This is a genomic window from Terrisporobacter petrolearius, from assembly GCF_020748185.1.
GTDB classification, from domain to species: domain Bacteria; phylum Bacillota; class Clostridia; order Peptostreptococcales; family Peptostreptococcaceae; genus Terrisporobacter; species Terrisporobacter petrolearius.
The window spans coordinates 91,652-110,125 of sequence record NZ_JAHZMO010000007.1 but is presented as its reverse complement, the minus strand read 5'-3'; the positions used below and the strand labels follow the sequence as shown (position 1 = coordinate 110,125).

Below are 18,474 nucleotides of genomic sequence, written 5' to 3'. Positions count from 1 at the left end.
TTTTATTTACAATCACATCCGTCTTCGCAATCACAATTATCAATATCAATTATTTCTTTTGTATTTATATCTATTAGATTAATCTCTAATTCAAACTCATCTTCTGTATTGTCATCATTTAATATTTCTATTGTTGCTACAGAATAAGTACCATCTTTTGGGATGGAAGTACTACCAGGATTTAGAATTATAATATCTCTATCTACAGATAATTCTTTTACATGAGTATGACCTTGAATAAGTATATCTACACCTAATTCTCTGGCTTTATTTATTATATCTTCTCTTGATGATTCATAACCGTGATCCATAAGTACACTAATGTTATCTATTTTTTTATGTACAAAAGGAGATTCAATTGGATGATTTATAACCATTTGATCTACATCAGCATCACAGTTACCTCTAGCTATTGTAATATTATCTAGTTTATTTACTATTTCTATTACAGCTTTTGGGTTATATCCTTCAGGAAGATCATTTCTAGGTCCATGGTATAATACATCACCAAGATGAAGTAATATATCACAGTCTGACAATGCATCTAATGCTTTTTCTAAATAAGGTAAACTTCCATGAGTATCACTAAGAACTCCAATTTTCATATTCTTTCCTCCTATAATTTATAAGAATTTCTCACACACCCTGCTCCAAAACTCATAATTTGATGTTCTAAGGAGTTTGATTTTTCTATCTGATATGGAAAGACTTATATTATCTATTTCATTAAAATTATACTCTAAACCATCTACCACGACTAGGGTAGAATTTTCAAATTCACACTCTGGAGATACATTAACAACAGAGTCATGTGAACATATAATGCTTGATGTGAAACATCTATAAGCATTTGTGTTTATTGGTGATATGGGTGCTACTTGAATAACGTTTAAACTTGTGTCAACAATACTACCACCTACGGCATAATTATAGGCAGTAGAACCGGCGGATGTTGATATTATTAAACCATCCCCACTAAAGTTTTGTACACGCTTGTTGTTTATATCTAATTTTAGATGAATGGTTCTGGATTTATCGCCCTTAACAACAGCTTCATTTATGCCAAAAATGTTAAAACAGCCATGGTTAGTGGCAACTTTAGTTTGAAGAAGAGGTAACTCCTGAGTTACGTAATCCTCTTGCAAATAAGATTGAATAAAAGCATCTATATCCTTTGGAGTTATATCTGGAAAAAAACCTAAATGGCCAGTATTAATTCCTGCTAAAGGTATGCTTGGAAGATTATAATCTCGAATAGTTTGCAAAAAGCAACCATCTCCACCTATAGATATTATTAATTCTGCTTTAGGGTTATATTCATAGTCAACATCAAATCCAACTTCAATTAATTTTTTATGTAAAATATCTCTAGTCTCAAGAGATTTTTGTACTTTATTAGAATTTATTGTTATAATTCTCCCCATTTTTTCACCTCATTTATTAGTTGTATTATATCAAATATATGTAAATTTAGGAAATATTCTTCATTATAAAAATATGTTGTAATGTAAATATTTATACAAAAAGAGATAAAAACCTCTATTTATTTTAATAATTTAAAAAAGATGGAATTATATTCTTTAAATAATTTTATATGATATACTTATTTTGGGAATAATTATATGAAAATGTTGTAAATGGAGGTGTAAGATTATGTCGGTAGAAAAGGTTAAAGAATTTTTTAAAGAGTACAATAAAGATAATGATATTATGGAACATGAGTTATCTTCAGCAACAGTTGAATTGGCAGCCCAGGCAGTGGGAGTTATTCCAGCTAGAATTGCAAAGACACTTTCCTTCAAAAACAAAGAAGGTGATAATGCCATATTAATTGTTACAGCTGGTGATGCTAAAATTGACAATAAGAAATTTAAAAGCGAATTTGGACATAAAGCTAAAATGTTGACACCAGGGGAAGTATTAGAATACATAGGTCATGGTATAGGAGGCGTATGTCCCTTTGCCATTAAAAATGATCAAGTAAAAGTATATTTAGATGTTTCCATGAAGAGATTTGATACAATTTTCCCAGCAGCAGGAAGTAGTAATTCATCTATAGAACTAACTTGTGATGAGCTAGAAAGATTTTCTCATTCACAGAAGTGGATAGATGTTTGCAAAGGATATGAAGAAATGGAAGAAGTTAAATAAATTTTATTAAATATTCAAAATCACACAAATTATGGTGTGATTTTTTTTCTTTTACTTATATAAATATATGAAATTATGGTAAGATAAATAATATTAAGTAAAAGTAGGTGAGCACATGTTTAGAAAAGAAGATCAAAAATATAATATTATTTCATATATAAATGAAGATGAAAATTTAACGTTAAAAGAAGTACTATTAGATAAGCTAAACTTTTCAGTAAGATCTTTATCAAAAATGAAAAGATACAAAACTGTAAAAGTAAATCATGAATATATTAGACCAGGAGATAAAATAAATAAAGGTGATTTAATTGAAGTTAAAATTGAGGAAGATATGGCAGATTTTAAGCCTCAAGATTTAAAGTTACCTATTTTATATGATGATTTTGATATAATAATGGTAAATAAACCACCATTTATGGTAGTTCATCCAACAAAGAGCCACTTTGAAAACACTATTGCCAATGGTGTTACACATTATGTTGTGGAAAAAAGTGAAAATGTAAAAATAAGATTTGTAAATAGACTTGATATGAACACATCAGGCTTAGTTATTGTGGCGAAAAATCCTTATGCTCAATTTGTATTATCATCAGATATGAAAGAAGATAAAGTAGAGAAAATGTACATAGCTGTAGTAAAAGGTGTAGTTAAAGAAGATTTTGGAACTATAAATGAGCCAATATACAGACCTACGGATGATAGTATAAAAAGAATAGTTCATGAAGAAGGACAACCATCAGTAACACATTTTGAAGTAATAGAAAGATTAAAAAATGCTACAGTTTTAAAACTAAAACTAGAAACGGGAAGAACACATCAAATACGAGTTCATCTAAATCATATAGGTCATGGAATAATAGGTGATGAGTTATATGGGTATGTGGATGAAAACTTAATTAATAGACAAGCTTTACATGCTTTCAGTTTGAAGTTTAAACAACCAAGAACTAGAGAAGATTTAGAGTTTAAGGCACCACTTCCAAAAGATATGGAAGAATTAATAGAAAAATTAAAATAAAAAATTTAGGGAGGTTATTAGATATGGTTATACATAAGTATATTATTCATGTTCTTGATAGAAATAGTGAAGGTCCAATACTAAACGATTTTGAAGGAAAAAATAATATAGAGGTAGATAAGTTTTTCCAAAAAATAATTAATAGAGCAGCAAAAGATGACGATTTAAGAAAGGCAGTATTTAAAGATTACAATGAAAATATAATAAAAAATTGTTGTGAGCAAATAATCTATGATGATGATACTTTCGTTCATAATTCAAAAGAAATAGCTTCATTCCTATTTGATATAATGAAAAAATATGAAGACATAGACTCATGTGACTTAGCAATTTGTTTATATAGTGTGAAAGATGAAAAATATGTAGGAATAGTAAAATTAGATTATAAGAAACTATACACTCACTCTATAGAATTATTAGATGAAAAATTCAACATACAAATAGTAAGTAATGAAATAGGGATTCCAGATACAGGAAGACAAAAGCAATGTGCACTCGTTGGTATTAGTGGAGTAAATGATGAATTCCATTTAAGGTTATTAGACAAAGACTCAGAAAAAGAAGAAGATCCAGAGAAAAAATCAAGATTTATAACTGAGTTTTTAAATGCTGAAAAAGTTACAGATGATAAATTTAATACAAAAACTTTTAAAACTACTGCAGACAACTGGATAACAAATGCCATGTCTGACAATATTAAAAAGGCAGAAGATGTTAGAAGTCTATTAAACTATACTCTAAAAGAAAAAGAAGAAGTAGATATAGAAAAATTTGTGGAAAAATCAATAGATGATGACAACTTAAAGGAAAGTTTCAAAGAATTAATGGTAGACAGAGGAATTGAAACTAATTTTAATATAGATAAAAAATGGGTTGAGAAAAAACTTAAAAAAAGAAGTATAAAAACAGACAATGGATTTGATATAAAAGGAAATCTTGTGGATTTTGAAGATCCTATGAAATATAGTGTTAGACAAAATGAAGATGGTACAGTTGATATAATAATAAAAAATGTAAGTTTCTATGAAGAAAAATAATAAAATGATAATATTAGTTTTTAAATTTATGAAAACTAACTTTGAATGTGCTACAATAATATTAAGAAACAATTTTATATAAATTTAGGTTCTTCTTAAAGATTAATAGGGAAAGAGGTGAAATTCCTCTACAGCCCCCGTTACTGTAATGTGGACGAAACTCAATATACCACTGTAGAATTTGGAAAGCAAATTTTATGGGAAGGTGAGGAGTAGGTTGATACTAAGTCAGGAAACCTGCCTAAATTTAAAAGTGAATTTCTTCGGGGTGAAGGAAGTATCTTAAAAGACATGTAATGTCAAAATACAGATATAGAAGCCTAGCCTTATGGTTAGGCTTTTTTTAAATTCTAAATTTATAGAGGGAGAAAGCTTATGAAGAAAAAATTATTACCATTGTTATTATGTTTGATAATGCTTTTTACAGTAGCATGTAGTAATAATACAGAGCAAACTGTAACAGACAGGGAGGGAAACAAAGTTAATATACCAAGGAATATTGAGAAAATAGTATCTACAGCGCCTTCTAATACAGAAATATTAGCAGGTTTAGGTGTGGGAGATAAGATTGTATGTATTGATACATATTCAGAAGGTATTGAAGGGGTAAATAAAGATGCAAAGAAAATGGATTTTACTTCACCAGATGCAGAGGCAATAATTGAATTGGATCCAGACATTGTCATAGCTTCAGGTTATAATAAAGAAGGTTCTTCAAGTGATCCATTTAAATCTCTTAGTGATGTGGGCATACCTGTAGTTTATATACCTAGCAGTGATAGTATAGATGGAATTTATAAAGATATAGAGTGTATTTCTTCTATAGTTGATAAAAAAGATAAAGGTGAAGAAATAGTTTCTAATATGAAAAGTGAAATAGAAAAAATAGCTAAAGTTGGAAAAACTATAAAAGATAAAAAGAAAGTGTATATTGAAATAGGTCCAGCACCTACTTTATATAGTATTGGTAATTCAACATTTTTAAATGAAATGATTGAACTTTTAGGAGCAGAAAATATATTTAAAGATCAAAAATCATGGATATCACCTAGTGAAGAATCTGTAATAGATGCCAATCCAGATGTAATATTAACTACAGTTAACTATGTAGAAAATCCAGAAAAAGAAATAAAATCTCGTGATGGATGGGAAAATATTAAGGCTGTGAAAAATAATGAGGTTTATTATATAGATACAGATTCATCTTCTCGCCCAACTCAAAATATAATAAAAGCCTTGAAGGAAATGGCTAAAGCCGTGTATCCAGATGAATATAACAAATAGAAAAAAGATAATCATAAGTATAATTTCGTTACTTGTAATTATTTGGTTAGGAACGTCTATAGGAAGTTCTGATATAAGTATATTTGATACACTGTCCATAATAGGTAATAAAACCTTAAATTTACATCTATCAGAAAATGTTACATCAAAACATATTTCTATAATATGGAGACTTAGGTTACCTAGAGTATTATTAGCATTTTTAGTTGGGGGTTGTTTAGCTACTAGTGGAGCAGTAGTTCAATCCATACTAAAAAATGAATTGGCATCTCCTTTTACTTTAGGGGTATCTTCGGGAGCTTCTTTAGGAGCAGGAATTATAATAGTTACAGAAATATCATTACCCTTAATAGGTGGATTTACATTACCTTTGATAGGATTTGTTTTTGGCTTAATTACTATGTTTTCTGTGATTATATTTTCAACAAAAATAGATAAGACCATGTCAAATAATACCGTGGTTCTTGTAGGTATGGTTTTATCTTTATTTGTAAATGCATTATTAACTACTTTGACCGCATTTTTTAGCAATGATTTGAAAAGTATAACTCTTTGGCAAATGGGTAGTTTTGCAATGAGAGGATGGACTTACGTAGGATTAATATTGCCATTTTTCTTAGTTGGTATGTTGGGTGTATTTAAGTATACGAAAGAGATGGATATTCTTACATTTGGAGAAGAACAAGCTAAGGCTGTAGGTGTGGATACATATAAGGTAAAAAGACAGTTATTTATTTACTGCGCAATATTAACAGGTGGTTCTGTAGCACTTAGTGGGACTATTGGATTCGTGGATTTAATTGCACCTCATGTGGTAAGAAATGCCTTTGGTTCAAATCATAAATATGTTATACCTATGTCATTTTTATTTGGAGGGGGACTAATGGTAATATCAGATTTAATCTCCAGAACAGCCTTCGCACCAATAGAATTGCCAGTAGGAGCAGTTACAGCTTTAATAGGCGCACCATTTTTCGCCTATGTATATTTTAAAAAAGGAAGTTGATATTAAATGTTAGAAGTTAAAAATCTTTATTGTGGTTATGATGGAAAAGATATAATTAAGAATATCAGTTTTAATGTGAAAAATGGAGAAAATCTGTGTATAGTTGGTCCTAATGGCTGTGGCAAAAGTACATTATTAAAATCCATAGTTAATATTATTGATTATAAAGGAAGTATAAAAATAGATAACAAAGAATCAATTATGATTAGTAGAGTGGAATTGGCAAAAAAGGTTGGACTTATGAGCCAAATATCTCAATTATATTTCCCCTACACTGTTTATGATACTGTATCTCTAGGAAGATATGCTTACTCAAAGGGAGCTTTTTCGAAGCTTTCTTATGAAGATAAACAAATAATTATAGATAGTATGAAAAAAGTAGGTGTTTATGACCTTAGAGATAAGATGATTACAGAATTATCAGGAGGCCAATTACAAAGAGTATTTTTAGCCAGAGTATTTGCACAAGATCCAGATATAATTTTACTAGATGAGCCAACAAATCATCTTGATTTTAAAAATCAAATAGATCTTTTGGAAAATCTTAATGAATGGGTAAAAAATAATAATAAAATTGTAATAGGTGTACTGCATGATTTGAATCTAGTGCAATATTTTGCAGACAAAGTTCTTATGATTAAAGATGGAGAAGAAGTTTCTTACGGAACACCAAAAAATGTTTTAAAAGACAAGTTATTAAATGATATTTATGGAATAGATATAAAGAATTTTATGGTGAATATTTTACAAAAATGGGCTTAGACATATGGAAAAGGGATGTTCAATGAACATCCCTTTTATGTATTAGCGATTTTCTATATATTCTACTATATCGCCTATAGTTTTGAAGTTCTCAGCGTCTTCGTCTGGTATTTGTATATCAAACTCTTCTTCTAAAGCCATTATAACTTCAACAGCATCTAAAGAATCAGCATCGAGATCTTCTTTAAGAGATGTTTCCATAGATAATACATCTTTACCATCTAAACCTAGTTGTTCAACTATTATATCTCTGATTTTTTCAAACATTGTTACCTCCAGCATAATTTAAAATTTAATTGTAGTTTAATATAATATGGTTAATTTTTCAATATATAATCAAAAAAAGTCCTAAAGTTTTAAAAAATGAATATAAATTTAATATAGATAATAACTTTAGGAGGAAGAGTAATGAAAAACATAGGATTATTATTATCATCAATTGCAGGATTTTTTATAATTCTTGGTTGTCTTTTTTATAACTCATTGCTTATAGATATGAATAAAATAAAAGATTATGTTAATGAGAGCAATGTTATCTTGCAAGAGGTGATGGAAAATCAGGGAAAAGTTGATGATAAAAAAGGAGAATATATATCTAGATTAATGAAGATAAAAAAGGGAATGGAAAATTCACATACTTCTTTTTTATTTGACAAATATAAAGTAATCAAAACTTCATCTATAGAATTACTAATAGATGTGATAAGTGAGGATAATGAAGAAGATAAAGAGGAATGCTTAAAATTAGTATTTAAAGCAAATAATGAAAGCCAAGATGAGCTAAATACGCTTATGAATAAAAACTTTATTGAAGTAACGTATTTGTGCTTGAAGACATATATTAGTATATAGTAAGATAACCGTTTGACTTTAAGGGGGGAGTGACATGGCGAAGTTAGAAGATACTTTATCAAGATTTTTCGGTGGAGATGATTGTGGATTTAATGGAGGATTACTAATAGTAATAGCTATTGTATTTTTACTTTTAGCTACGAACATATTTGATGATATATTTGACGATGACAGTATATGGATTTGGGTGATTTTAATTATATTACTATTATTCAATTTTGATGATAATTGCTGTTGCTAGTTAAAAGAAAGTTAATAACTCATTTTAGATATGAATTTAGCTTGTATCTGAAGTGGGTTATTTTTTAGTTATAATCTATTACAAATCTGATATCCATATAAAATGTTTAGATAAGTATAAACATATACTTCTTAAATTAGACAAATAAGATTTAAAGTGTTGAAATATTATTTTATGTTGTTTTTTGTAAAAAAAAGTATTATTTTGTAGATTTTACCTATTAATAATTGTTTTTTATATAATGCTATAATGTTATAATGTTATTTGTAAGAAAACGAAGTTAACAGCGAGGGGGAGTTATCATTAAAAAGAGAGTATGGGCGATTTCAGCAATATCACTAGCAGCCGTAGTAGGCCTAATGAATTTTAGTGACAGTATTAACGCTCTTAATAACCAAAAAAAAATAGAAGAGGCACAAGTTGCCAAAGGGATTGAAAAAATAAAAGAATTAGAAAAAAAAGATGTATCACAATCAGAAGAAGAAATTAACCTTGTGCAATCTAGTTTGCAAGGAGTTAATATAAATCAAGAAAATAATAATGAAAAAATTAACTTTATAGATAAATTTTCAAGCTCCGTTATATTGGGAGATTCGAGAGCTGAGTCCATAGTGTCTTATGGAATTTTAAATAATTCATCAGTTGTTGCATATAAAGGAAGAAATCTTATAAGTGCACAAAAAGAAGGAGATATAAATAAAGCTATTAGCTTGGCTCCGACAAATCTTTTCTTAACTTATGGATTAAACGATATGGTAGTATATGGGAATCCCTCCGATTTTATAAAGGAATATGAAAAAGTAATAAAAGATATTCAAAGTAAATTACCAAATACAAAAATTTATGTAAACTCAATTTTTAAAGTTAATAACAAAGCAATAAGTGAATCTCCAGCCTTAAAAAATGTACCTCAGTTTAATGCAGCTATCATAAATATGTGTAATGAGCTAGGTGTCACTTATATAGATGGTTCATCAATAGTTGATGAAAGTTTATATGAGGTCGATGGAATACATTTTAAACCTGGATTTAACAAAAGATGGGTTGAGATGTTAGTTAAAGAGGCTAACTTGTAAAGAAGGAGACAGATATGAAGATAAACTTAAAAAAGAAGTTACTAATGGCTACACTTCTAATAACAACTGTAATTACAGTTGGTTGTGGAGTTAATAATGATCAAAGTGTGGACAAAATAGAAAATGAGATGAAACAGAAAGTAAAATTTGACAAAATGGAAAAAGGAGATAGCAAATCTCTTAAACGTTTTTATAAATTAAATGCCAATGATTATGATGGAGTGATTTTATATACACCACAGTCAACAATGGATGTGAATGAAGTATTAATAGTGAAAGTAAAAGATAAATCTCAAATTGAGCCCTTAGAAGATAGCATTGATTCAAGAATTAACTATCAGCTACAAAGCTTTTCGGGATATGGCCCAGAGCAATGTGCTTTAGTTGATAATTATGAATTAAAATCAAAGGGTAACTTTGTATTTTTTGCTGTCTCTGAAAATGCACAGCAAATAAAAGAAGCATTTTTAGATAGTATTAAGCAGTAGCATTTCAGAGGAGGCGATTAAAATAGTATTCAGTAGTATAGTTTTTTTATTTACGTTTTTACCAATTTCACTTTTAATTTATTATGTTTCACCAAGGAAATTTAAAAATACCGTATTATTTCTAACAAGTTTAATATTTTATGCATGGGGAGAACCTGTGTACATATTCCTTATGATGGGAACAATTATATTTGATTATATTATGGCACTGAAAATAAATAAGTATAAAAGAGATAGAAAGAAAGCAAAGCAATTTTTTATATTTACACTTTTAGTGAATGTGGGAATTTTAGTATTCTTTAAATATGTAGGATTTATAATAGGAAATATTAATGGTATATTTTCAATTAACATTCCTTTTAATGAACTGGCTTTACCTGTGGGAATATCATTTTATACATTCCAAGTATTATCTTATATTGTAGATGTGTATTTAGGCAAAGTTAAGGTACAAAGAAGCTTTATTTCTTTTGGAGCTTATGTTACCATGTTTCCCCAACTAGTGGCAGGACCTATAGTTCAATATGAAACTATAGAAGAACAATTAAATTATAGAGAAGAATCTCTTGAAAAGTTTGGACAAGGTGTGGAACGTTTTATCCAAGGTTTAGGGAAAAAAGTACTACTTGCAAACAGCATAGGAATCATATGGACAACGATAAGTGCCATGAATCTTGGCAGTATGTCAGTATTAACAGCTTGGATAGGAATAATAGCATATACCTTCCAAATATATTTTGACTTTAGTGGTTACTCAGATATGGCCATGGGTTTAGGTAAGATGTTCGGATTTGACTTTATAGAAAACTTTAATTTCCCTTATATTTCAACAAGCATAACTGAATTTTGGAGAAGATGGCATATATCTTTAGGTTCTTGGTTTAGAGAATATATTTATATACCTTTAGGGGGAAACAGAGTTAGTCTAGGAAAACAAATAAGGAATATATTTGCTGTATGGTTTTTAACAGGACTTTGGCATGGAGCAAGTTGGAACTTTATAGTGTGGGGATTATATTATGGTGTAATCCTTTTATTAGAAAAAATGGTATTTGCTAATATATTAGAAAGAGTACCAACATTTATAAAACATATTTATACCATGTTATTGATTATGATAGGCTGGGTATTCTTTGCCAGTCCAAATTTATCTTTTGCTATGGAATATTTAAACGCAATGTTTGGATTTGGAAATCATGTGCTTATGGATAGTGCAGGAATTTACTATTTATACACAAATGCAATTATGTTTGTGATTTTAGGAGTATGTTCTACACCTATTGTAAAAAATATTTTAGATCAAATAGTTGTAAAATCAAAGTTAGGATATGTTAATGGGTCCCTAATAACATATATGGTGATTCTATTTTTAGCTACGGCTTATTTAGTAAATGAAACTTATAATCCCTTCCTATATTTTAGATTCTAGGAAAGGACGTGATTAAATATGAACAGAAAAAATAAAATTAAACAAAAACAATATTATAAAACTTCAGCACTATTATTTATACTTTTTTTAGTATTATTTGTTGGGGCTAATATAATAACTAAGGATAAGACTTTTTCCAAAACAGAAAATAGAATGTTGGCAGGAAAGCCAAAGTTTTTAGTTGATAAATTATTAGAAGGAAGATTTACTTCTAAGTTTGAAGATTATGTAGTGGATCAATTTATAGGAAGAGACTTCTTTACAAATGTGAAGATAAACATGGATAAATTATTAGGTAAAAAAGAATCCAATGGAGTTTTCTTAGGAGAAGATGGATACTTAGTAGAAAACTTTAACAAGCCTAATGAGGAAGCTGTTAAAGAAAATATACAAGCTATAAATAATTTTTGTACTAGATACAAAAACATAAAACAATATATGTTAATATCTCCAACGGCAGTAAGCATTTTAAAGGACAAACTTCCTATGGATGCGCCAATTATGGATCAAGAAGCTTATTTACAATCTTACAAAGATAAACTACCACAAAGCGTATCCTTTGTAGATAACTATAAAACTATGCATGATCATAGAAATGAATATATTTATTATAAAACAGATCATCACTGGACATCTTTAGGAGCGTTTTATTCATATAAAGAATTAGCAAAGTCTATGGGACTTGAAGAAAGGCCAGAGGATTATTACACACAACAAATGGTTTCTAATGACTTCTTTGGAGCATTATCATCAAAAAGTGGATATGATGTTGAAGAAGGAGATAAGGTAAATATCTATCTACCTGCAAAAGAAGATATAGAACATGTGGTAGTAAACTATGTAGAGGAACAAGAAAGAATAGCTACACTTTATAGTAGTGAAGCACTTGAACAAAAAGATAACTACGAAGTTTTCCTAAAAGGAAATCATCCTTTAGTAAAAATAAAAACAGATGCTAATAATAATAAGACTTTATTATTATTTAAAGATTCTTATGCTAATAGTTTTATACCATTTTTAGTTAAAGACTTTAGCAAAATAATAGTAGTTGATCCAAGATACTACTACGAAGATATAGATAGCTTGATGCAACAAGAAAATGTAAATGAAGTATTGTATTTATATAATGCCAATACATTCTTCAATGATACGTCACTATCACCAGTGTTAAATAACGAATAATATAAATACCTTGAGATTAATTTATCTCAGGGTATTTTTTATATGTAGAAATATGATGAACGTTTTATTATATTAAACCATATTTTACTAATAAGAAATTACTTTTGATAATTATATTTTAAGAAAGGACATTGATGTAATAATGGAAAATTTAGCGAAATTTATTAATTTATATAAATCTTATGACAAAAAAGATGAAGACCCAATTAAAAATCAATATAATAATGCTTTTTTTTTAAGAGAAGTACAAAAAGCTTTATATAAGGAAAAAGACAAAAATAAAAAAGATAAGAATCTACCTCAACAGGAGAAAAATATTAAAAAAATCTTAAATTATCTAAATAGATTTATTAATGCAAAATCATATTATGAAAAATTTGAAAGTTATAGAAATATAAAAGGTATAATGCGTGATTTAAATAATATAGAACAAAATATAGATGGTCTACAAATAGAAATAGATAAACTTATATATGATATCGAACTTGAAAATAATGAGTATATTTTAAATTATAATTATATAGAAGAGAAACTAGATGAAATAGTAAGACAGATTGCAAGGGAGAGAATGTAAGTATGAAAGTAATAATTTTTTATCATGAAATACAAAGAGAATTGCAAAATGCATATTTACTAAAGGCAGAGTTACAAAGAAGAGGACATGAGGTATATGTATATCACTATGATTATATAGTAAAGCCAAAGCGAGTTTTGTATTTCACACCAGATGTAGTTATTACACATTGTTTGCATGATCCAAAGACAGTGGAGTGTGTTACAAGAACATTTAATAGTAAGATTACCCGAATAGTTAATCTTCAATATGAACAAGTAATGTCAAATATGTGGGACAAGGCAACATATCAAATTCCCCAAGGTATAGAAAAAAATGCAATGCATTTATGTTGGGGAGAAATGGGTAAAAACAGATTTATATCAAGTGGTATTAGTGAAGACAATGTAAAAGTAGTGGGATGTCTAAATGTGGATATGTGTAGTGAAAGATTTAGAAGTATTTATAAAAATAAAGAACAAATGGCAAATGATTATAATTTAGATAAATCTAAAGAATGGGTACTATTTTTATCAAGTTTTACCTTGGCACAAGTAAAAAAATCTCAACAAAGAGGAATGGGCATAATAGTTGGCAAATCAAATGCTACAGAATTTTGTGAAATAAGTACACAGTCTAGAAAAATAATATTGGAGTGGATTGAAAAATATATAAGCAGTAATGACTGTGAATTTATATATAGACCTCATCCTTATGAAAAAAGAAAGCTTAATAATTTTCATGAATTAGATGAGTTGGAATCTAATAATGAGAGATTTCATGTAATAAAAGAAGATTCTGTTAGAAGTTGGATAAATGTATGTGACAAAATTAATACATGGATGAGTACATCTATAATTGATGCCTATTTTATGAATAAAAGTTGTTCAATTCTTAGACCTGTTAATATTCCTGAATACCTAGATCATGAATTGATGATGAATTCAAAGAAAATAACTAAATATAAAGAATTTTATAATTATAATAAATTTGATAGTAATATGGAATGTACTCTAGATAAAAAAATCATAGATGGTTACTATTTTGTAGATAAAAATAAATATGCTTATGAGAAAATTTGTGATTTGTTAGAAGAGATTGTAGTAAAGAATAGAGTTATGAATTTATATAAATAAATATAATTATTTTCAAATAACACTGCCTAAATAGTACTTTTACTTACAAAAAATGAATATTATATCCTCAGCATGACTGTTGGAATAAAGAAAATTATTTTGATGAGGGAGGAAAACTTATACCAGTTGGATCTGAGTACAGTTCAGGTTCAAATACTCAATAGTTAAGTGTGGAGTAGTTAAGATCTGAAAAGAATAGATTAGAAATATATAAAACTATAAAATTTTTTGATTTTAATTCCTAGATGGTGTTTTTTGTGTGCGTATTTATTTAATTTAATCATGTAACTCAGGAAATATAAAAATTTCTAATCAATATATTGTTATCAATAGAAAATTCCTTCTTATATAAAAATTTTACAAAATATTTATATATTATTTGGTAACATTGTTTTGTTTTGTAGATATATTATATTATAAGCAAATAAAGCTTATAATATTTGAAAGGAGTAAATTTTATGAGTAATAATGGTTGGATGGTTTCAAAACCATCTCAAAACAGTGAGTCACATTCTTGTTCAGGACCAGGTCCTTGTCCAGAACCAAAACCTTGTTCAAAAGAAGAGAATTGTTGTTGTGCAAAAGATATGATAAGAGCTTTAAAATTATTATCTGATCCATCAATAAAAGATAATGTACTATTTGACGAGTTTGCTTTTATAGGTAAAAATTTTTTAGTAGGTACTGCTTTAGAAAGCAATCCAGATGATAATGATAATATATTTGATCCTTATGCTACACTAACTAGCATTGATCCATGTAAATCTAATTTCATAAATATAAGTGGTAACTCTGTTGTATATCCAACTTTAGCTGCTTCTATTTTAGATGCTGAACAATTTCCTATGGCAGTTAATCGAGTATCACTTTGTAACCTGGATGCTATAGTATTCCAATATGACCCAGAAGCTACAGATTTCGAGGACGATTTACAAAAATTACTTGATAAAGAATATTGTTGTCATTGTTGTAAGGATGAAAAATATGGCTGTGGACAAGATATATTTGGATGTATATTCAATCCTTATCGTTTTGGAGATAGCTTTCTTAATTTTACTGCTGGTTGGTTAGCTTGTACAGAAGCTAAAATTTTAGGTAGAGTAGGAAATATATTAGTTCTTGCTAATACAGCATACTATCCGGCTGTGCCTGTGTCTAGAATTTATTTTGTATGTTTAGGATCTATTGGATTCTATAGTGCATATCTAGATTAGAAAATATATTTTTACCTGTAATAGAAGATCAAGAGCATGTTTTATTAAATTATGTAGAAGAAGGCGGCTATACTTGAATGTAAATGAAGTAATATCTTTGTACAATGCCAATACATTCTACAAAGATACATTACTATCACCTGTGTTAAATAACAAATAATAAAAAAGCCTTGAGATAATAACTCTCAAGGTTTTTACATATTAGGAAATTGATAGTGTAATGTTTAATTGATATTTAAATATTACCTTTTTTGTAAAGTAAAAGAGCGTATAGTTGTGTACTGAGGCCTAAAAGTTGGACTTTACACTGGAATGAATTTTCATTCACCTCTTTAATTGTAGGCAATTCTGTAACACCACCATTTATAAATTTAAGATTCCATGTGGCTATAAGTGTACTATTATTTATTCCAAAATGGTTCGCTACTTCTTGTGCACTGGATTTAGTTATTTTCATATAGTTTATAGCATCCATCTTAAATAGTACAGTATAGCAAGTATGTTTACCTTTTCTTTTTTAACCATCTTTGCATAATGAATTATATGTTCTAACACACCTCTGAATTTGTTTCATATTTTGAATTCTATTACTGACTTATATCCAACATTTCCATTTAAATAAGACATAACAACTTTTAGTTTAAAATCAAAATCATATTTTCCCATATAAAAACACCCCAATCGTTAGAATTTTGGTCCAACAATTGGGGTGCAGTGCATTACGGCAAATTTATGAAAGGAATAATCTCTATGTCCAACAAGAATTACGAAATTCTTTGTAAATTAGATTTAAAATAATATAACAGTAAATGATGTAATAAATGCTGTCAGCTATAAATTAATATAATCTAAGATATCTGAGTATATTAATTTATTTACAAAATATAATAGAAGGCATACGTTTAGTAGGGGCACAACATTGCGAGTTCCAGTAAGAGAAAGACAACTGTTTATACTAGGCCTAGTTAATATACTTAAAAGGATTATTATAAGGCTCTAAGTGGTTATTTTAACTATATATAAATATTTAAAAAACTAAAATTTTATGATATAGAAACTCTCTTGAAAAATGCAATGTATGGTTTGTTTATCAACGAAGATAAACATTCTTCTAATGTAGGTTGTAGGTGGACTGATAAATGTGTATGTAAAATAATAAAATTATTAGAAATTAAAAGGCACTTTAAGGATAACTATGACAAATATTTTAAACAAAATACAAGTCCTATAATTGATTTACTACAAGTCTCTTTATGCTCTTAAATTTAAATGTTAAGAAAAGCTTGTGTGATCAGGAAATTATAGTTCGATTTACGATGTTGTTAAGCTCTAGAATTAATTTATATTAACTCATCTAGAAAATGTAAAAAATGTATTTTTGAGCAAGGTCATTGGCTAAAATCTCATAGAGCCCTAGCGGTGGATCAAGTGAAGCAAATTTTTTATAGGTGGTAAATATGTTGAACATTTTATTATATTAAACCATATTGTAATAATAAGAAATTATATATAACAAATTGTACTTACGAAAGGGTGTTGATGTAAGAATGGAAAATTTAGTTGAATTTGTTAATTTATATAAGTCATATGACAAAAAGGATAAAAATCCAATTCAAAATCAGTACAACAATGCTTTTTTTTTAAGAGAAGTACAAAAGGCTTTAATTGAAGAAAAAGAAAAAAGTAAAAAAAAAATAAATAATGTGTTTAATTGCTTTAAAGAATTTATTTATGAAAAGTTTGAAAGTTGTAAAAGTATAAGATATATAATGAGTGACTTAGATAATATAAAAGAAAAGCTTGATGAAATAGTAAGACAGATTGCAAAGGAGATGATGTAAGTATGAAAGTAATAATTTTTTATCATGAAATACAAAGAGAATTGCAAAATGCATATTTACTAAAGGCAGAGTTACAAAGAAGAGGACATGAGGTATATGTATATCACTATGATTATATAGTAAAGTCAAATCGAGTTTTGTATTTTACACCAGATATAGTTATTACACATTGTTTACACGATCCTAAAGCTGTAGAGTATGTTACAAGTACATTTAATAGTAAAATTACTAGAATAGTTAATCTTCAATATGAACAAGTAATGTCAAATATGTGGGACAAAGCCACATACCAAATTCCCCAAGGAATAGAAAAAAATGCAATGCATTTATGTTGGGGAGAAATGGGCAAGAACAGATTTGTATCAAATGGTATTAGTGAAGAAAATGTAAATGTAGTGGGATGTCTAAACGTGGATATGTGTAGTGAAAGATTTAGACGTATTTATAAAAATAAAGAACAAATGGCAAATGATTATAATTTGGACAAATCTAAAGAATGGATACTATTTTTATCAAGCTTTACCTTGGCACAAGTGAAAAAGTCTCAACAAAACGGTATGGGTAAAAGAGTTGGGAAAGCAAAAGCTACAGAATTTTGTGATATAAGTACAGAGTCTAGAAAAATAATACTGGAGTGGATCCAAGAGTATATAAGCAACAATGACTGTGAATTTATATACAGACCCCATCCTTATGAAAAAAGAAAGCTTAATAATTTTGATGCACTAGACCAGTTAGAATCAAAGAGTGAGAGATTTCATGTAATAAAAGAAGACTCAGTAAGAAGCTGGATAAATGTATGTGACAAAATTAATACGTGGATAAGTACATCTATAATTGATGCTTATTTTATGAATAAAAATTGTGCAATTCTTAGACCAGTTAACATTCCTGAATATTTAGATCATGAATTAATGATGAACTCTAATAAAATAACTAAATATGATGAGTTTTACAATTATAATAAGTTTGATTGTAATATGGAATTTACTTTAGATAAAAAAATTATAGATGGTTATTACTCTGTAGATAAAAATAAATATGCCTATGAAAGAATTTGTGATTTACTAGAAAAAATTTATAAAGATAATTTAATTATGAAATTATATCAGTAAGCAGATGTGAATAAATTGTGGGTTATAAAAAGGTTGACAAAATAGTACCTTTATTTACATTGAATGCATATTATAAAGAGAAATGT

Annotated in this window: 21 protein-coding genes, 1 pseudogene and 1 riboswitch; of the genes and pseudogenes, 18 read left to right on the top strand and 4 right to left on the bottom strand. The window is 27.9% G+C overall.

From position 1 onward, the window contains the following. Positions 1–2: 2 nt before the first annotated feature. Both yfcE and K0040_RS06505 read right to left on the bottom strand, forming a co-directional pair. A complete protein-coding gene (yfcE, locus tag K0040_RS06510) occupies positions 3–605 on the bottom strand; it encodes a phosphodiesterase (RefSeq protein WP_228108117.1) in 603 nt (200 codons plus the stop codon). An 18-nt stretch (positions 606–623) separates the two neighbouring features. Further along, positions 624–1,424: an NAD(+)/NADH kinase gene (locus K0040_RS06505; RefSeq protein WP_228108116.1), complete on the bottom strand. Its 801-nt coding sequence runs from the start codon at positions 1,422–1,424 to the stop codon at positions 624–626. Positions 1,425–1,653: 229 nt separating this feature from the next. Here K0040_RS06505 and K0040_RS06500 point away from each other — a divergent pair, with 229 nt between their 5' ends. The 6 genes from K0040_RS06500 (at position 1,654) to K0040_RS06475 (ending at position 7,261) form a co-directional block, all read left to right on the top strand. Then, on the top strand, positions 1,654–2,151 hold the full coding sequence (locus K0040_RS06500) for a YbaK/EbsC family protein (protein WP_228108115.1): 498 nt from the start codon (positions 1,654–1,656) through the stop codon (positions 2,149–2,151). A 115-nt stretch (positions 2,152–2,266) separates the two neighbouring features. After that, positions 2,267–3,172, top strand: a complete 906-nt coding sequence (locus K0040_RS06495; RefSeq protein WP_228108114.1) for an RluA family pseudouridine synthase — start codon at positions 2,267–2,269, stop codon at positions 3,170–3,172. 23 nt (positions 3,173–3,195) lie between these two features. Next, positions 3,196–4,209: a nucleoid-associated protein gene (locus K0040_RS06490; protein ID WP_228108113.1), complete on the top strand. Its 1,014-nt coding sequence runs from the start codon at positions 3,196–3,198 to the stop codon at positions 4,207–4,209. 69 nt (positions 4,210–4,278) lie between these two features. After that, positions 4,279–4,468: riboswitch (cobalamin riboswitch) on the top strand. A gap of 116 nt (positions 4,469–4,584) precedes the next feature. Next, positions 4,585–5,493 (top strand): ABC transporter substrate-binding protein, encoded by a 909-nt coding sequence (locus tag K0040_RS06485; RefSeq protein ID WP_228108112.1) that lies wholly within the window; start codon positions 4,585–4,587, stop codon positions 5,491–5,493. After that, positions 5,477–6,499: a FecCD family ABC transporter permease gene (locus K0040_RS06480; protein WP_228108111.1), complete on the top strand. Its 1,023-nt coding sequence runs from the start codon at positions 5,477–5,479 to the stop codon at positions 6,497–6,499. The genes K0040_RS06485 and K0040_RS06480 overlap by 17 nt, the downstream gene beginning before the upstream one ends. A gap of 6 nt (positions 6,500–6,505) precedes the next feature. Beyond that, complete coding sequence (locus K0040_RS06475; protein WP_228108110.1) at positions 6,506–7,261, top strand: ABC transporter ATP-binding protein; 756 nt, start codon at positions 6,506–6,508, stop codon at positions 7,259–7,261. 42 nt (positions 7,262–7,303) lie between these two features. On the opposite strand, the gene acpP is transcribed toward K0040_RS06475, so the two are convergent. Continuing rightward, a complete protein-coding gene (gene acpP / locus K0040_RS06470; RefSeq protein ID WP_228108109.1) occupies positions 7,304–7,528 on the bottom strand; it encodes an acyl carrier protein in 225 nt (74 codons plus the stop codon). A gap of 141 nt (positions 7,529–7,669) precedes the next feature. Between acpP and K0040_RS06465 the strand changes: the two genes are divergently transcribed. The 9 genes from K0040_RS06465 (at position 7,670) to K0040_RS06425 (ending at position 15,432) form a co-directional block, all read left to right on the top strand. Further along, complete coding sequence (locus tag K0040_RS06465; RefSeq protein WP_228108108.1) at positions 7,670–8,113, top strand: hypothetical protein; 444 nt, start codon at positions 7,670–7,672, stop codon at positions 8,111–8,113. A 34-nt stretch (positions 8,114–8,147) separates the two neighbouring features. Continuing rightward, a complete protein-coding gene (locus K0040_RS06460; protein WP_074914310.1) occupies positions 8,148–8,354 on the top strand; it encodes a hypothetical protein in 207 nt (68 codons plus the stop codon). 359 nt (positions 8,355–8,713) lie between these two features. Beyond that, on the top strand, positions 8,714–9,430 hold the full coding sequence (locus K0040_RS06455; RefSeq protein ID WP_228108107.1) for a GDSL-type esterase/lipase family protein: 717 nt from the start codon (positions 8,714–8,716) through the stop codon (positions 9,428–9,430). A 14-nt stretch (positions 9,431–9,444) separates the two neighbouring features. After that, on the top strand, positions 9,445–9,918 hold the full coding sequence (locus K0040_RS06450) for a DUF4358 domain-containing protein (protein WP_228108106.1): 474 nt from the start codon (positions 9,445–9,447) through the stop codon (positions 9,916–9,918). Between the two features lie 172 nt (positions 9,919–10,090). After that, complete coding sequence (locus tag K0040_RS06445; protein WP_265588819.1) at positions 10,091–11,347, top strand: MBOAT family O-acyltransferase; 1,257 nt, start codon at positions 10,091–10,093, stop codon at positions 11,345–11,347. An 18-nt stretch (positions 11,348–11,365) separates the two neighbouring features. Further along, entirely contained in the window at positions 11,366–12,529 is a 1,164-nt protein-coding gene (locus tag K0040_RS06440) for a DHHW family protein (protein WP_228108105.1), read from the top strand. Between the two features lie 142 nt (positions 12,530–12,671). Then, positions 12,672–13,103, top strand: a complete 432-nt coding sequence (locus K0040_RS06435; RefSeq protein ID WP_228108104.1) for a hypothetical protein — start codon at positions 12,672–12,674, stop codon at positions 13,101–13,103. A gap of 2 nt (positions 13,104–13,105) precedes the next feature. Further along, positions 13,106–14,218, top strand: a complete 1,113-nt coding sequence (locus K0040_RS06430) for a surface carbohydrate biosynthesis protein (RefSeq protein WP_228108103.1) — start codon at positions 13,106–13,108, stop codon at positions 14,216–14,218. A gap of 458 nt (positions 14,219–14,676) precedes the next feature. Next, a complete protein-coding gene (locus K0040_RS06425) occupies positions 14,677–15,432 on the top strand; it encodes a CotA family spore coat protein (RefSeq protein WP_228108102.1) in 756 nt (251 codons plus the stop codon). A 235-nt stretch (positions 15,433–15,667) separates the two neighbouring features. On the opposite strand, the gene K0040_RS06420 is transcribed toward K0040_RS06425, so the two are convergent. Beyond that, positions 15,668–15,907 carry a hypothetical protein gene (locus tag K0040_RS06420; protein ID WP_228108101.1) on the bottom strand — a complete coding sequence of 80 codons (240 nt, stop codon included), beginning with the start codon at positions 15,905–15,907 and terminating at the stop codon, positions 15,668–15,670. A 447-nt stretch (positions 15,908–16,354) separates the two neighbouring features. Here K0040_RS06420 and K0040_RS21975 point away from each other — a divergent pair. The 3 genes and pseudogenes from K0040_RS21975 to K0040_RS06410 all read left to right on the top strand — a co-directional run. Beyond that, a pseudogene (locus K0040_RS21975) lies at positions 16,355–16,695 on the top strand (ISH6 family transposase); the annotation flags it as partial. Between the two features lie 284 nt (positions 16,696–16,979). Beyond that, positions 16,980–17,273 (top strand): hypothetical protein, encoded by a 294-nt coding sequence (locus tag K0040_RS06415; RefSeq protein ID WP_228108100.1) that lies wholly within the window; start codon positions 16,980–16,982, stop codon positions 17,271–17,273. A gap of 2 nt (positions 17,274–17,275) precedes the next feature. Beyond that, positions 17,276–18,388, top strand: coding sequence for a surface carbohydrate biosynthesis protein (locus K0040_RS06410; RefSeq protein WP_228108099.1), 1,113 nt, complete (start codon positions 17,276–17,278; stop codon positions 18,386–18,388). Positions 18,389–18,474 lie beyond the last annotated feature (86 nt).